At 66.5% G+C, this 13,079-nt stretch carries 9 protein-coding genes; 4 read left to right on the top strand and 5 right to left on the bottom strand.

Annotated features, from left to right (window positions below):
- Window positions 1–25: 25 nt before the first annotated feature.
- On the bottom strand, window positions 26–1,015 hold the full coding sequence (locus HUA76_RS37030) for an alpha/beta fold hydrolase (protein ID WP_217440742.1): 990 nt from the start codon (window positions 1,013–1,015) through the stop codon (window positions 26–28).
- 121 nt (window positions 1,016–1,136) lie between these two features.
- Window positions 1,137–2,048, bottom strand: coding sequence for a transposase (locus HUA76_RS37025; RefSeq protein WP_174463538.1), 912 nt, complete (start codon window positions 2,046–2,048; stop codon window positions 1,137–1,139).
- Between the two features lie 158 nt (window positions 2,049–2,206).
- Between HUA76_RS37025 and HUA76_RS37020 the strand changes: the two genes are divergently transcribed.
- Window positions 2,207–2,761: a hypothetical protein gene (locus HUA76_RS37020; RefSeq protein ID WP_371823572.1), complete on the top strand. Its 555-nt coding sequence runs from the start codon at window positions 2,207–2,209 to the stop codon at window positions 2,759–2,761.
- Here the strand turns inward: HUA76_RS37020 and HUA76_RS37015 are convergent.
- The 3 genes from HUA76_RS37015 to HUA76_RS37005 all read right to left on the bottom strand — a co-directional run bounded on the left by HUA76_RS37015 (window position 2,725) and on the right by HUA76_RS37005 (window position 8,800).
- Complete coding sequence (locus HUA76_RS37015) at window positions 2,725–5,418, bottom strand: phosphodiester glycosidase family protein (protein ID WP_174463536.1); 2,694 nt, start codon at window positions 5,416–5,418, stop codon at window positions 2,725–2,727. The genes HUA76_RS37020 and HUA76_RS37015 overlap by 37 nt on opposite strands.
- A 464-nt stretch (window positions 5,419–5,882) precedes the next feature.
- Window positions 5,883–6,239 (bottom strand): hypothetical protein, encoded by a 357-nt coding sequence (locus tag HUA76_RS37010; protein WP_174463535.1) that lies wholly within the window; start codon window positions 6,237–6,239, stop codon window positions 5,883–5,885.
- Window positions 6,240–6,733: 494 nt separating this feature from the next.
- Window positions 6,734–8,800 carry a hypothetical protein gene (locus tag HUA76_RS37005; RefSeq protein ID WP_174463534.1) on the bottom strand — a complete coding sequence of 689 codons (2,067 nt, stop codon included), beginning with the start codon at window positions 8,798–8,800 and terminating at the stop codon, window positions 6,734–6,736.
- A 550-nt stretch (window positions 8,801–9,350) separates the two neighbouring features.
- On the opposite strand from HUA76_RS37005, the gene HUA76_RS37000 reads away from it, so the two are divergent.
- From HUA76_RS37000 to HUA76_RS36990, 3 genes are all read left to right on the top strand, one after another.
- Window positions 9,351–9,524 carry a hypothetical protein gene (locus HUA76_RS37000; RefSeq protein WP_174463533.1) on the top strand — a complete coding sequence of 58 codons (174 nt, stop codon included), beginning with the start codon at window positions 9,351–9,353 and terminating at the stop codon, window positions 9,522–9,524.
- Between the two features lie 154 nt (window positions 9,525–9,678).
- On the top strand, window positions 9,679–12,150 hold the full coding sequence (locus tag HUA76_RS36995) for an Ig-like domain-containing protein (protein WP_174463532.1): 2,472 nt from the start codon (window positions 9,679–9,681) through the stop codon (window positions 12,148–12,150).
- 84 nt (window positions 12,151–12,234) lie between these two features.
- The gene (locus HUA76_RS36990; RefSeq protein ID WP_174463531.1) at window positions 12,235–12,687 is read left to right on the top strand and encodes a hypothetical protein; all 453 of its coding nucleotides are present in this window, start codon (window positions 12,235–12,237) and stop codon (window positions 12,685–12,687) included.
- Window positions 12,688–13,079: the final 392 nt, after the last annotated feature.

The raw sequence follows: 13,079 nt of genomic DNA, 5'->3' as shown, positions 1-13,079 counted from the left end.
CATCCAGCGCGCCTTCGCCGCCCTTTCAAAATGTCTCGAGGAAGGTCTTCATCTCGCGCAGCACCTCGTCATGGTTGGTGAGCCAGACGTAGTGCCGCGCGTGCTCGAGCTTGATGCCCTTCCAGTTCGGCATGCTCATCACGCTCAGCATTTCGGCGTCCCGCTGGAGCGCCCTGGCCCTCAGGTTCCTCAACTTCTCCTGCACGGGAAGGTCCATTTGGGAGAAGCCTGGGAGGTCCTCCGGCCGCCCGAACCGAGGCTGATCCACGTAGAGGAAGAGCACGGCCGCCGTCACGGCCGCGAAGTCCACCTTCGAGAAACCCTTCATCACCCGCTCCTCCGCGTGCGGCCACTTGCGGTCGCGCAGGTAGTGCCCGGTCTTCGGATCGAACTCGTTCGCCTCGTCGATCTCGTGCGCGGGGAACGCTCCTCCGACGTTACGCGCGACCGCGGCGGCGAGCGCGGCGCGTGAGGCCACGTCCTCGGGAGCGGGCTCGCTCGGAGGAGGCATGGGCAGGACCGTAAGGAGCTCCGCCAGCAGGTCACCGTTGGTCCTCACGTCCAGGTAGACCACCTTCTCCACGCGCTCCGGGTGATGGGTTGCCACCCAGGTGAGCTCTGGCCCGGCGACGGAGTGGCCCACGAATGACGCCTTCGCGATTCCCAGCCCCTCCAGCACCCGGACGACGTCCTCGCCCAGGGTGGCGGTGTCGTAGCCCTGCTCGGGCCAGCTCGACGAGCCAAATCCCCGGCGGGTGACGGCGTAGACGTGATGGGCCGCGGTGAACTGCGGCGCGAAGGTGTCGAACACATGGCCCGTGTTGCCCAGGCCCGACAGGAAGACGAGCGCGGGTCCCTGGCCTCCGAAGTCGAGCAGCTCGAGCTCGACCCCCTCGGCCACCTTCACCCGCTTCACCTGATGCAACGCGCTGGAGTCGGCAGAAGCCGGGACCGGGACGGACTTCGTCGTCACACAGGCGAACAGCGGCAAGCAGAGGAGGAAGAGTTTTCGCATGGACTGACTCAACTACAGGAATGCGGAGACCACCAGGGAAGCCCATGGGTAACAGCTCGCCGCGCCCCATCTGGACGGGGCGTGGATGTGCCCCCGCCCGGCTTCGATGGGCGCGGTGGTGTCAGTCGGAGCTGGACGGGAGCGTGACGGTGCCGGGAGTCTCGATGGCGGCGAGCGCAGCGTGCAGCAGGTAGCGCCCCGGGTCCTCACCGCGCAGGCGGGCCGTCTCAATCAGCGAGTAGAAGAGGGCCGCCACCTCGGTGCCGCGCAGCGACTTGGAGCCGTAGTGATTCTTGCGGCCCACCACCATGTCGCGCAGCTGCCGCTCCACCAGGTTGTTGTCCAGCGGCACCCATGGGTTGGAGAGGAAGACGGTCAGCGGGCCAGCGCCCACTCGCGGATGACAGCCACCAGCGGACTTCTCCTGTCGCACCGCGAGCCGTTGCGCCAGTGCCGCGGCCTGTTGCTCCCCCCGCAGTACGTGCGGTTGTGGTAGGTCGGCCTCAATGGCATACAGCTGGCCAATGAGCGACAGCACCTCGGCGCACACGGGGGCCACTCTCTCGGCCTCCACGAATTTGCGTCGCACGTGGGCCCAGCAAAACACCGGGGAGCGGGAGGCTGGCCCATCCGCTCCAGGCTTCGTCACCGTCTGGTAGGCGGCGTAGCCATCCACCATGACGACGCCCGCGTTGTCACCGAGTACCAGCTTCGCGGTGGCCCCGGAGCGACTGGGCAGAATCCGGTGGTACACCGCGTCCGCACAGGCCACCGTCCACGCGTACCACTTCTTCCCCGGTCCCTGGTTCAGCATGTACCAGTGCGTCTCGTCCGCGTGGATGAGCGGGGAGGAGAAGACAACCGCGGGCTGCGCCTCGTAGCTGGGCTGCAGGTGGTGGGCCAGCGCGTTGAGCTGGTCCCAGAGCGTCTGGCTGTCCACCACCAGGTCCTCTCGCTGAAACATGCGCTCCTGGCGCGCCAGTGGCAGGTGGAAGCCATACTTCTGCAGGGCGACGTGGACGGCGAAGTCCACCGAGTAGCGGCCCCCTCAATGAGGCGCGGCGAGGCCCGGCGAGCAGCTACGTCAATCCACCGGGCGCCTCTCCCTCCACACACCTGACGGGCCTCACCGATGTCCAGGGGACGCTCTTCTTCACCATCACCCCCACGAGCGGGGGCAGCGGCGCGGTGTTGTGGCGCAGCACTGGCACGGAGGCGGGCACCGTTCAGGTGAGGGTGTTTCCGGCGGGGGTCGTCGCGGAGGGAGCCTCGGTGGCGGTGGGCAACAAGTTCTTCTTCCCGCTCCATGACCAAGGCACGGGGATGGTGCAGCTCTGGGTCAGCGACGGGACCACCAGCGGAACCCGGTTCCTCGAGGACTTCACTCCGGACCTCAACGGCCCCTCGCTGCACGGCGCCACCGCCATCAACGGCCGGCTTGTCTTCTTCCACCTGACCTCGTCGGCGAACACGGAGCCGTGGAGTTCGGACGGAACGAGCGCGGACACGGTGCGGGTGGCGAACCTCACCGGTGTCCTCGCTCTCTATTTCAACCAGACATTGCAAGTCGGCAACGCCCTGCTCTTCTTCCAGTCCCAAGGCGGGGCCACGACGCTGTGGCGCACCGACGGCACGTTGGCGGGGACCAAAGTCCCTCAAGCAACTGGGGAGTCCCCATCACCCACGAGAGGACTTCCGCGGTCCGGTGGCTACTCGAAGCCGAGGAAGACAGGCACCGGACGGTAGTATCGGATCGTGGGGGAGCTCCGCACGTCGCTGGGCAGGCTCTTGATGGAGGGGTTCGCCGCGTTCGGCTGGAAGTACGCGAGCTGGGACGAGCCCGAGCCATCCAGGGTCAGTGCATCCCAGGCACCCAGGGCCTTCATGTATGCGGCCAGCCCCCGCGTGGTGCTCCCCGTCGTCCCATCCTGGACGCAGCTCCCCTGGGCGTCCTGGCCGGGGTTGATGACGGCGACGACAAGGATGTCGCCCTCTCGCGTCAGACCCACCGCTGTCCGAGGACGTCCGCAGATCGGGTCGATATCATTGGGATGCGTGACGTACTTCCCATCCCTGAGCATGCGGAAGCCGGAGACCGCGTTGCGAAAGAGGAGGGCGTTCGCGCCCGTGACGTCCGCGCGAATCTCCGCCGGACGATTCCTGCGCATCGCCTCGGCCGGTGTGTAGAACACCAGGGTCTCCAAGGCCTGTCCATACAGGCCCCCCGCGGGCGAGACGAGCACCCCCTCGCTGATGACCAGTCCCTTGGCCTGGGTGCAGTAAGAGGAATAGGGCCGCTGACCCACGGAGACATCGAAGAAGTTGGCGTTGAACATCAGCCGAGCCCCCGCATACTCCGGGACCTCCCGCCAGTTCCCTGTGTAGATGTCTCCAGGCGACCACGTGTCCAGGTAGTTCTTCCCCACGGACCTGTACAGAAGCGGCGTGGATTGCGGGCAGCCGTCGGTCGGCGTCGGATGTGGGACGAAGACCTTGTCGATGTAGTTCAGGAACACCTGGGCGGAGTGGCCCTGGGTGATATGGACATTGCCCTGGCGCGGGTCGATGAAGTGGGCCGGCCGGCAGCAGTCGAAGACACTGGCCTGGCACTGACGGGAGGCTCCGGTCCAGACGGCCTCGTAGCCTCGCTCACAAGAGTAGTAGCCCTCCGAGCAGCTCCGCTGGCTGCCGGTGCATCCGGGTCTCCAGATGGTCGTCCAGCAGGCGAGCTGTTCCGCTCCACCACAGTCATTCCCCAGCTCCAGTGAGCGGCGATGCGGCATGTGGGGCGCGTGGTCGGAGACGTTCTGGATGCCCAGGAAGGCTGCGTCGAGTACGCCGTGTCTGGCTCCGTCTTCCCACCGGACGAAGCGGACGTCCGGCGGCATCTCCTCGAAAGCATGTGACAATTCCTCCCAGTCGCCACCGGGCTGCTGACAGGGGAGCTGGGGGCCCGAGTCCCAGGAGGTGATGACCTGCTGGGACGCGTCCAGCAGCGACACCTTCAGGAAGTAGGGCGACACGCAGTCGGTGGACCGGTACAGGCCCGAGACGAAGAGGGTGGGCTCGCTGTCGAGCAGCAGGTCCGAGACGCCTCGCGCCACCAGGTCCACCACCTGGGTTCGCGTCACCTGCGTGGCCTGGGTCTGGAGGCCCAGGTTGCCGGAGATGCCGTCGCGCGCCGCCGGCACCACCGTGGCGGCGCCTGTCGGCGCGAGCTGCCAACCGGTCAAGCCTCCGGTCTGGACGCCGGGATTGGTCAACAGATTCTCCCCGAAGACGACGAGCGCCGCGTCGTCGAGGATGGTGCCGTACTGGCCCCCCCACTGCTCCCCATCCTTGCCGCCGTCCTCGAAGCGCACATAGCGGACGTTGGGCCCGTAGTCGGCGAAGACATGGGAGAGCGTCACCCAATCCTTCTCGCCCCAGGAGCAGAGCTGTTCGTGGGTGCGCACCCCCGAGTCCCAGGACGCGACGACGGCCAGGTTCTCGTCCAGCAGCTGGGCCTTGAGGAAGTAGGCGTCTCCGGGGCAGTACGTCTGGGTGAAGCGCTCCGAGACGCGGATGAGCGGCTGGCGCGCGAGCGTGTCCGGGTCGAACCCATGCTCCCAGAGGTCCACGAGCTGGTGGCGAAGGTTCCACGCATAGGACGTGATGAAGTAGGGCTGGTCGGGGTCCGCCACGGCGAGCCAGCCGGCGCCGCCATTGGCATCCACCTGCCAGCCATCCAGGTTCCCGGTCTCCGCGCCGCCATTCTCCAGCAGGTTGTTGAACCAGGAGGGATGGTTGTCGTCGAAGACGGTGAGCATCGCGTTGTCGAGCGCCACGCCATAGTGGCCGCCCCAGTGCTCCGAATCCTGGCCCCCATCGGACCAGCGCACGTACCGGACGCTGGGGCCATAGTCGCGGAAGGTGTGCTCCAGCAGCACGACGTCCCCCAGTCCCGGCACGCAGGGGCCGGTGGTGGTCCTCACGCCGGAGTCCCAGAACGTCACCACGTTCATGTCCACATCGAGCAACTCCACCCGCATGCCATACGGGTCGGGACAGTGCATGTGGCGCACCTCCTCGCGAATCACGATGAGCGGTGACTGGGCCAGCGTCTTCTGGGTGAAGCCCCGCGCATACAGGTCCACGACCTGTATTCGGCTGCTCCATGCATAGGAGGTGAGGAAGCGGCGCTGCCCTGGATCTCCTATGACCGCCCAGCCGGCGCCGCCATTGGCGGTGATCTGCCAGCCGCTCAGATTTCCCGTCTCCGCATCGGGGTTGACCAGCAGGTTGGTGAAGAAGGGGTCCACCGGCGGCTGCTGGGCGGGGGTGGAGGTCGCGAAGAGGAACACGGCGAGAAAGAGGCAGGGCCACGAAGGACGCGGCCACCACCCCGAGATGCGCGAGCGCAAGCGGGACTCCTGACGAGAGGTGGTTGAGGGCGGTCCGGCGGTCCGGCCAGACCCAGGTCGAATGAAGACCCGGGCAAGGATGGCTCAATACATCCCAGACGTATACATTCATGCGCTGGAGCGTGGCCTGGGCTCCGGGATGGATTGCCAGCGTGTGGCCGTCTCATCGCGAAGAGAGCGTCTCTTCGCAAGCTGCCGTCGCCATCTTCCGGCGGTGGCTCGGTCCTTCCCATGCTCTCGAATTCCTATCGAGTCCAAGATGGCTTCGGCACAGCACAGCACCGCGTGAGCGACTTCATGGCTGCGAAGACGCGGCGTGAGGCGATACCCGGGACGCGTCGCATCGAGTGCTCCGCGTTCGCGCGTCAAGATGTGCCTGGCTCCAGCTGAGATTCCCCCCCGTCAACACCAGCTTCCCCGACGCCTCCCTCTTCCGCTGGTACTCGTCCAGCTTCACGAACGTCTCAGAAGTGGCCCCCGAGGCCGAACACGGCACTGTCATTGACGACTCCCACGGAAGGGGCGAGCCACCTGGGCAGACTGGACCGGGGGCGGGAGGACGGTTGCTGGCCCTTGCGTGAGGACCGGGAGCGCCGGGCCTCGTCCGCATCACAGCTGGAGTCTTCGTCGGAGCAGTCCGTGCTGAAGTCATCACCCGCGAGGACCTGGAGATAGCCCAGCGCGAGCGCGAGCCCCAGCCCGACGCCCATCGCGACGCTGTTCCCACACTCCCCATCACCCACCTCTTCGACGACGCAGATGACGATGCCAAGGAGGAGCCCAGCGCCGATGAGCACCATGGGCACGAGCCAGACGTGCATGGGAACCGCTTTGTCAGCCGAGACGTCTTCGTCGAAAGTGAGCGCCTGGAGGCGGTTGCCTTCCGTCACAAGGCCTCTTCCTTGGAAGGCGCTCGGCTCCAACAAGCGCATGAAACGGGCGCCTCGGAAGTCGAAGGCACGGGGCTCCGCGCGAACGGCACCGGGCGTCACGAGCCACAGGCAGAGACCGACAAGGGCGAGGACAGGGTTCTTCATGGGGGACGTCCACGAAGCGAGGCCGGCCCGTCGCGCAAAGGAGTGAGGATTATGGACCTCCCGACGAAATGGGCGCGGCGATATTCACCGGGAGGTCGGGCTTCCACGTCGTCAGCGTCCCTCCCCGCGGCGGGTTGGCGCGTTCCAACCCTGGAGGCACGCTTTCAGGCCTGCACGCCCTTCTTCTGCCAGGCGAGCTTTGTCCACGGACCCTCGGGCGTTGCCTGGCAGTCCGTGGTGATGGCGGAGAGGCCGCTGAGCATTCCGTCTTCGCAACCTCAGTCCAGCGTCAGCCGGAATGCCCCGTATTGGTAGGCATACCAGGGGTCGACCTTGACCACGACATGGTGGCTCCCCGAGAGCAGCGGCGTGAACTCGCCCACGGAGTTCACGGCCACCGGCTGGCCCATCGGGTCCAACACCTGGAACATCGAGTAGGCGCCCAGGACCTGGACCCTGCGCGGCTGACCTGCCACCAGGTCGGCCGCGAAGACATCCACGTCGTAGAAGGAATCCAACGCGGCCATGAACGACGAGGGGAAGGTGATGACCGTGGCATGGGCCACGTCGTCCCCATGGTCATCCACGGCGGCCACCTCCAACCGAAGGTCATAGAAGGCCCCGACGAACGCCTGGTTGACGGTGACATAGATGGGCCCCGCCTCGACCGGATCGAAAAAGAACCGGGTCGGGCCTCCATGGTGAATCCGACGCGCCGGCCCGTTGGGCGTCTCGAAGGTGAGATCGCACACGGTGCAGTACAAGTTGTAGAGGGTCTGGTCCTGCGCGTGGAAGACGAAGACATCCCGGTCCTGCTCGCGATGCCGCCAGCCCGTCGCGGTCTGCCCCGGCACCAGTACGGTCGCGCCCACTTGCGTGTTCGCGTGGTCGTCAGGCCCCATGTCGGTGGCCTCGATGACGTACGTTCCTGGGTAGCGGATGCCACCGGGATCAAGCTTCACCTCCAGGGTGTACTGCGCGTCCTCCGTGGCCTCATGAATCAGATGCCCGGAGTTCGAGGTCTGGAGCGACTGCCCCTGGGCATTCCTGAGCTGGAGGGCCTGGGAACTCCCCGTGCCGCTCGTGCGAAGGAAGCGATAGATGCGCCCCGCCTGGACAGGGAACGCGAACACATCCACGTCCCCGCGCGTCTCCAGGTGGCCGTCGAGCGTCGTGGGGAACGCGATGGCCGTCGCCACGCCGGCCGAGTCCCCATGGTCATCCAGCCCCAGGTCCTCAAGGGCGCAGGTGTAGGGGCCGACGAAGTTGTCGTGAAAGAGTTCGACGGAATAGCCACCAGCAGCGGGCGCCTCCACGGAGACACTCGTGCTCCAACCCGACACATGGACCGAGCCCTCCACCGCCACCCCAGCGCCGTCACGGAGCAGGAGGCCAGGGCTCGGTGGCGCACTACAGGTGAAGCGATAGAGATGGTCCTGTACCGCCGAGAAGGTGAAGACATCCCGGTCCTTGGCATTCGACACCCTGCCGGTGAAGGGCGTGGGCGAAGGACTTAGCGGCGTGGCGAACTCCAGCACGTCCCCATGGTCGTCGGCCTCGAGGTAGTCGAGCTGGAGGGCGTAGGTACCATTGAGGAGCAAGGGCGCGTACCAGTCCGGGGTGACCTCTACGCTGTAGGTCCCCGGGTGCGTGGCATTGAAGACGGCTGCCTGGACCGTCGCTCCCGTGGCAGTCCCCACCGGCGAGGTGACATTCACCTTGCAGGGGTTCAGCGTCGTCGACTCGCAACGCACGCGATAGACGGCTCCCCGCGGAAGGGACAGCGAGAACACATCCCGGTCGAAGACATACTCAAGGACGCCCGTAGCAGCGGTCGATGGGTTCCAGGGCGTCGCGGTGGCGGCCAGGTCCCCATGGTCGTCCAAACCCAGCTCGACGATTTCACAGGAGTAGGGACTCACCGTCACCGCGGGCCGGGAGGAGATGCTCAGGTACGTGGGCTCCGTGACCGCCACCTTGAAGTGGATGCCCATTCCAGGCGGCGCCCAGACACCCTCGGTCTCCGCCCCCTGCATCTGGGCGTCAAAGCGACGAAGGGTCCACTCCGAGAGCGGGCCGGAGAAGAGGCACTGGAAACGGTAGTAGCGCCCAGCCTGGGCGGTGAAGGAGAAGACGTCGTGGTCCCCGTCGAAGTCCAGGGCGCCCACGATGGGGCCGGCATGGGGATCGACGGGGGTGGCCTCCCACGGCACGTCTCCGTAGTCATCCTGGACCAGCGACCCGCGCGAGGTGGAATGGGAGGCCAGGTCGGAGGACTCACCTCCACACGCAGCCAGCAGCAAGATGCAAAGACACGAGAAGAGGCGTCGCGATTGTAGCGGCATGATGGAACTCCACGAAGAATTTCCGGCCCCGCCACGGATTGTACATCACCAAGGGAGTGATTAGCGCCACATTCCGGGCGCAAATCCTGCCATCAAGGCCACGCGAAGGTTCCAGCCCCAATCAACTACCACTCCAGAGGAATCTTCCAGGCGACAAACACAGTCGCACTTCTGTCCGGCGAGTCGACCCGGAACGAGCCAGCCCCCTGCACCTCATCATCGCCGTTGCCATTGAAGTCACAGGCGTCTGAAATGACCATCGCGCTCTCGACAGGGCCCTGCTGACTTCAATCCAAGACACCATTGGATGATGCCTCCGAGGAGCCTTCCTCCCTGCCCTCTCCGGACCACCTACACACGATTCGGGACCTGGCGCAAAGACGCGCGGCAGCACCAACGTGCCAGACGACGGACGGACTTGAGGAGATTCACGCACTGCCTGCCGAGTGTTCTCCAGGCATGAGGTCACACGCGCGGAGCCGGGGAATGAAGCTGCAGCAGCCTGGGCCGGACTCGGACGACCCTCGGGGGCGTCGGCTCGAGCCGACTGGTGAAGAACAAGGACCTCAATGGCCCCGCCTACAGCCCCGCCGTCGAGACCAAGATTGGCCGGTTGCGGTCGATGTATCACCTGCTGGGACTGCTCAACAGCGAGGTCGTGGCCCTGGACCGGCCGCTCTACGGCCACCTGGGCGAAGGGGCCGCGTGGCACCTCCTCCGCTGAGCCCGGACGGCGTCTCAAGGCCCGCGGGGGGGCCACCTTTCCGGCAGCCTGGATACAGATACAGTGGTACTACGACAGTCAAAGGAACACGAAATTCATGTAAATATGGCCAGGCCTGGATACCATGGTGGTGAACCAAGGAGGGTTCTCCATCATGCGTATCCCCCGCCGGGCACTGCCCGGACTTCCCATGTTCGCGGTGGTCTCACTGCTCCTCCAGGTCTGGGGCGCCTCCGAGGCCGTCGCCGCCGAGCGGCGCTTCCTCGTCGACTTCGGTGACGGGCCCACCGCCACGCCGGGGTGGAACAATCTCCACTTCGGCTCCACGGGCTCATCGCTGAGCAACCTGGTGGACGCCACGGGCGTGGGCTCGGGGTTGTCGCTCCAGATAACGGACGGGTTCTGGCAGGGCTGGACGGGCGCCTACAACGGCGGGGGCACCACCGCGAGCACCGTCTATCCCGCGTCGGCCACGCGGGACACGTTCTTCATTGGCACCAACGAGGGGACGACGGACTCGCAGGCGCAGGTCCGCCTCTCCGGGCTGGCCATCAATGGCACCTACTCGCTGCGCTTCTATGCGTCGCGGATGGCGGGTGACACGGCGGACAGGACGACGCGCTACACGGTGGGCACGCAGGCGGTGGATCTGCAGGCGACCAACAACATCGACGGCGTGGTGCAGTTGACGAACCTGGTGCCCTCCAACGGGGCTTTGGACATCACCGTGACGATGAAGCCCGGCGCCATCTTTGGCTACCTGGGCGTGCTCGAGGTCATCGAGCAGGACGGTGGCGTGGTGGTGAATCAGCCCCCCGTGGTGAACGCCGGGGCCGACCGCACCGTGCCGCTGCCCACCAACACGGTGGCGCTCCAGCAGTCCTTCTCCGACCCGGAGGGACAGAGCATGACCTTCGTGTGGTCCCAGGTCTCGGGTCCCACCACGGCGCGGCTCTACCAGAACCCCTGGACCCCGCTCGTCGCGAGCAACCTGGCGCAGGGGACCTACGTCTTCCGCCTCACGGTGACGGATGCCCAGGGCGCGAGCGCGTCCGATGACGTGAGCGTGTCCGTGGTGCCGAGCACGGGAAGCGGTACGCCCTTCCTGCGCACGCTCACCGAGAAGTCCGTCACGGCGGGCGGCAAGCTCATCCACTACTACGAGTCGCTGCCTCGCGGGTACAACACGGACCCGAACCGCAAGTGGCCGGTCATCGTCTTCCACCACGGCGTCGGCGAGAAGGGCAGCACCCCGGAGTCGCTGCCGAGCGTGCTCGGCAACATGACGCTCGTCCGGGACAACCTGCCGTTGGAGTTCGCGATCAACGGAGTGACCGAGTCGTTCATCGTCATGATTCCGCAGCTCCACGGAAACTACGGCGACTGGCAGGACTTCTTCACCCAGGCGATGATCGACTCGGCCAAGGCGAATCTCCGCGCCGACGCGGACCGCGTGTACCTGATGGGCTTCTCGCTGGGCGCGTTCCACACCTGGAGCTTCCCGCAGCGCTCGGACGCGCACGCCCGCCAGATTGCCGCCATCGTTCCCTTCTCGGGCGGGCGCGTCTACAGCGTGAACGGCGTGTCGCAGGTTTGCCGACTGGCCACCGAGGACGTGCCCGTGTGGGCCTTCCACGCGGCGGATGACGGCACGGTGCACGTGAGTTCGACGGACGCCGCGGTGAACGGCCTCAACGCCTGCTCCCCCGCGCCGGACCCGGCGCCGCGCTACACGCGCCCCGCGACGGGGGACCATTGGATCATCGGCTCGGGCGCTTCCCCCACGCAGCCGGTGGCCAGCAACATCTACCACTGGATGCTCTCCCACCGGCGTGCCAGCACGCCACCACTGCCCGTCACCCAGCGCACCCTCACGCCAAGGGTGACCACAGTGCCCAAGCTCTGGAACGGTCAGATGGGGTACTACGAGTCGTTGCCGCGTGGGTATGACGCCGACCCGCTCCGTCGGTGGCCGCTGCTCATCTTCCTCCACGGCATCGGGGAGCGTGGCAATGGCACGACGGAGCTGTCCAGGACGCTGGCCAATGGCGTGCCCGCGCAGATCAACGCGGGGCAACCGCTGGAGTTCACCGTCAACGGGGTGACGGAGTCCTTCGTGGTGCTCGTCCCGCAGTTGAGCGAGAGCGGCTCGAGCTGGCATCCCTATCAAATCGAGCGCCTGCTCGACGTCGCGCAGGCCGGCTTGCGCATCAATCCCAAGCGCGTGTACCTGACGGGCCTGTCGCTGGGAGGCTTCGGTACCACCGCCTTCGTGGAGTTCTCGCTCGCGAACTCCCAGCGCATCGCGGCCATTGCCCCCACGGATGGTGCCCACTACGGCGGCATCATCTGGACGCCGGACCTGGACAACGTGACGACCGACGCGTGCCATCTCGCGCAGGCGGACGTGAAGGTCTGGCAGTTCTACGGGGCGAACGACAGCAGTTGGGGTCGGACGGCCACGGACTTCGTCGCGCGACTGAACGCCTGCTCGCCTCCGTCACCGACGGTGGTGACTCGCTACGAGAACGTGGGACATGCGGCCTACACCCGGGCCTACTACACGGACCACACGTATCACTCCCCGAACCTCTACGAGTGGTTGCTCGCTCAGCAGCGCCCGTAGGCGATGACGGGAGGCCCCCACTGCTCGCGCGGAGTGGGGGCCTCGGGTCCGAGGGAAGGTGACGCCGTCGTGAGTTGATTCGAGGTGGCCGGTCCACCCATCGGACTGGTCTCCCTCCCCGAGGTCGAGCGTGCGCGAGAAGAGGAGCCGGTCGTCCTGGACCTCCGTAAGCGACCGACGGCCGACGTCCTGAACTGGGGTGGACCTGCCGGTTCACTCCGGCATGCGACGACCCAGTCCGGATTCGAGCAGGAAAACCTCACCCTCAAGGAGCGCGTGGGCAGCATCGAATCCCAGCTCGCGCTCCTCCAGCGGACTGTCTTCGGAAAGAAGAGCGAGAAGCTCCCCCGCGTCGAAGACGAACTGCGCAAGGCCTCGGGCAACGCGCCCAGGCCGCGTGAAGCGACGCTGAAGGAGCGGCGATTGAAGCGCGCGAACGTCACCCGTCGGTCGGCTACTGCTCACCTGCACTGGGAGCATGCGCACGGCTGGCTCGGCCTTGGTGCTCACCTGGCGCCGACGGCGGTAGACCCATGACTGCACCGTGCTCAGCCGCAACCCCCGGCGCCCGGCGAACTCCCGCTGCGTCAGCCCGCTCGCTTCGAACTCCTCCGCGACGCGTACCCACTCCGGCTTCTCAGCTCTCTTCAGCATCCGTCGAGGGATGACCTGCCACACTCATCCCGGCAACACCCCGCAGCACGTCGTCCGTCGGACGGATACGGCCAAGCGAGCGGGGGGCTGGTACGCGCGGGCGCTTCACGGACGCGCTGCGGCAGGAGGCACTCGCGGTGCTGGCGGCGCGCAAGCCAAGAGGGCGTGGCCGAGGAACGGGGCTGAGTCCCTGGACTCTCAGCCGCTGCAAGCAGCGGTCAGCGCGCGCAGGAGTGACAGTCGCCGCGTTTCAGCCGGTGCTCGTGGTGTGCGAG

It is taken from the genome of Myxococcus sp. CA056, from assembly GCF_013336715.1.
GTDB classification, from domain to species: Bacteria; Myxococcota; Myxococcia; order Myxococcales; family Myxococcaceae; genus Myxococcus; species Myxococcus llanfairpwllgwyngyllgogerychwyrndrobwllllantysiliogogogochensis.
This window is presented reverse-complemented; position numbering and strand designations above follow the sequence as displayed.

Bases quoted from the DNA above. Each gene is read 5' to 3' on its own strand.
- HUA76_RS37030 (WP_217440742.1), bottom strand. From the start codon at position 1,015: ATGCGAAAACTCTTCCTCCTCTGCTTGCCGCTGTTCGCCTGTGTGACG.
- HUA76_RS37010 (WP_174463535.1), bottom strand. From the start codon at position 6,239: ATGCACGTCTGGCTCGTGCCCATGGTGCTCATCGGCGCTGGGCTCCTC.
- HUA76_RS37005 (WP_174463534.1), bottom strand. From the start codon at position 8,800: ATGCCGCTACAATCGCGACGCCTCTTCTCGTGTCTTTGCATCTTGCTG.
- HUA76_RS36995 (WP_174463532.1), top strand. From the start codon at position 9,679: ATGCGTATCCCCCGCCGGGCACTGCCCGGACTTCCCATGTTCGCGGTG.